The sequence below is a fragment of the bacterium genome, from assembly GCA_040755795.1.
In the GTDB taxonomy this organism is placed as follows: domain Bacteria; phylum UBA9089; class CG2-30-40-21; order CG2-30-40-21; family SBAY01; genus JBFLXS01.
In genome coordinates, this window is the sequence record JBFLXS010000609.1 from 1 (window position 1) to 1,818 (window position 1,818).

The window sequence follows — 1,818 nt, forward strand, 5'->3', positions numbered from 1 at the left end:
TATTAAGGGGGAATATGTGTTCTAAACCAGAGGATACGAGTCTGTGGATACTATACTAATTCGCTAATCTCTAATTCACTAATTCGCTATTTTCAGGGGAAACGCTCATGAATCTGCGACTCACAAATGACGATGAAAAATAATAGCACGCTGATGATGCGGATATTCGCGGATAGAAGATAGAAGGTGGGAGATAGGGAGATAAGCGTGAGAAGTGATGTTTTCTTTACTCTCTACTCTCTACTCTCTACTTCCTTATTTTGAGGAGAATAATGACTATATTTCTTGAGTTAGGGCTAATTCTGATATTAGTCAAGATTTTAGGTGAATTATTTGAGCGGATAAAACTTCCTTCTATCTTTGGGGAAATCACCTTAGGCATAATTCTGGGGCCTGTTCTGGGTCTAATTATTCTTAATGATAAGAGTTTTTCCGCATCTATAATTAAACTTTTAGGTGAGATAGGGGCAGTATTTTTGTTATTTTCTATTGGGTTCACCCGTGTAGATTTCAAAAAGGTTACTGTATCTATAAAAAGGATTTTCCCGGTATCAATTTTCGGGGCGATGTTTCCTTTTTTAGCTGGATTTTTTATTGGCTATATTTTTTTTAGTTCGGTAAAAGTGGCGTTATTACTCGGGACAGCGTTAGCCTCGACAAGTATTGGCGTAAGTGTTCGCACCTTAATGGATGTAAAATATATTGCGACAATGGTAGGAGCAACTATTTTATTTGCCGCTGTTTTAGATAATTTCCTCTCGATGGGCACATTAGGGATAGTTACCGGAATTATCCACACAGAAAAGGTCTGGTATATTTCTATGGGAATAACCATTACTGAATTAGTCGGTTTTATCGCGGTGGTCTATCTAATGAGGAGATTCATTTTCCCTTTACTTACAAAATTAACGGATAAGATGATTGTCGAAGAAGCCACGCTGGGAATTATTATTGGCACGCTTTTTGTCTTTGCATACCTGACGCATATCTTTGGATTGAGTGTAATAATTGGTGCATTTTTGTTTGGGGCAGGAATATCAATCATCCCAAGATTAAAAACAGAGGTTGTTATTCATAAGGTTAGAGGGATAGCCGATGGATTTTTTGTCCCATTTTTCTTCTTGAATATGGGGCTGATGTTTGATTTTAAAGGGATTGGAAATGTAGGAATATTTGCCAGCATCCTTCTTGTGGCACTAATTGTCAGTCAAATTATCGGTGGTTTCCTTGGAGGAAAGATAGGTAGGTTTAACTTTAAAGATTCCCTTATTATTGGCACCGCACTTATCCCCAGAAATGAACTTGCCCTGGTTGTTTCTACCATTGGTTTAGAAATAGGGTTGTTAGGAAGTGAAGTCTTTTCGGCATTAATATTAATCTCATTAGTAACAACCATCATCACGCCTTTATTGCTCAGGTTAATAATTAAAGCCCGATAAAGAACGCAGAAATAAAGGGATTCGGGACGCGGGACGCGGGATTCGGGAATAAAAGAATCCCACCTGTGCGATTAGACTAATTCATTGCAGAGACGCAAAGGAAAAATAAATGTAAAATGTAAAATAGGAAATGAAAAATGGAAAATTTTAGGACTTTGCAAGACTCATTACCTTTCAGTTATACATTTTCATTGGACATTTCTCATTGGACATTATCCATTTTACATTTAACCGCACAGGTGGCAGATGTTCGAAGGACACGAATAAGAGACAACAACCTTCTACACCCTCTTTATTAAGCTTATCCTTACCCACAAGTTGGGCAACAAGATGAGGTAAGCAATGACTAAAATTCAAACTTCCAAATTAATCCATTTAT

General features: G+C 37.3%; 1 protein-coding gene. It reads left to right on the forward strand.

The features are described 5' to 3' along the window. Positions 1 to 272: 272 nt before the first annotated feature. Positions 273 to 1,439, forward strand: a complete 1,167-nt coding sequence (locus tag AB1414_20190; GenBank protein MEW6609734.1) for a cation:proton antiporter — start codon at positions 273 to 275, stop codon at positions 1,437 to 1,439. The last annotated feature ends 379 nt before the right edge of the window (positions 1,440 to 1,818 follow it).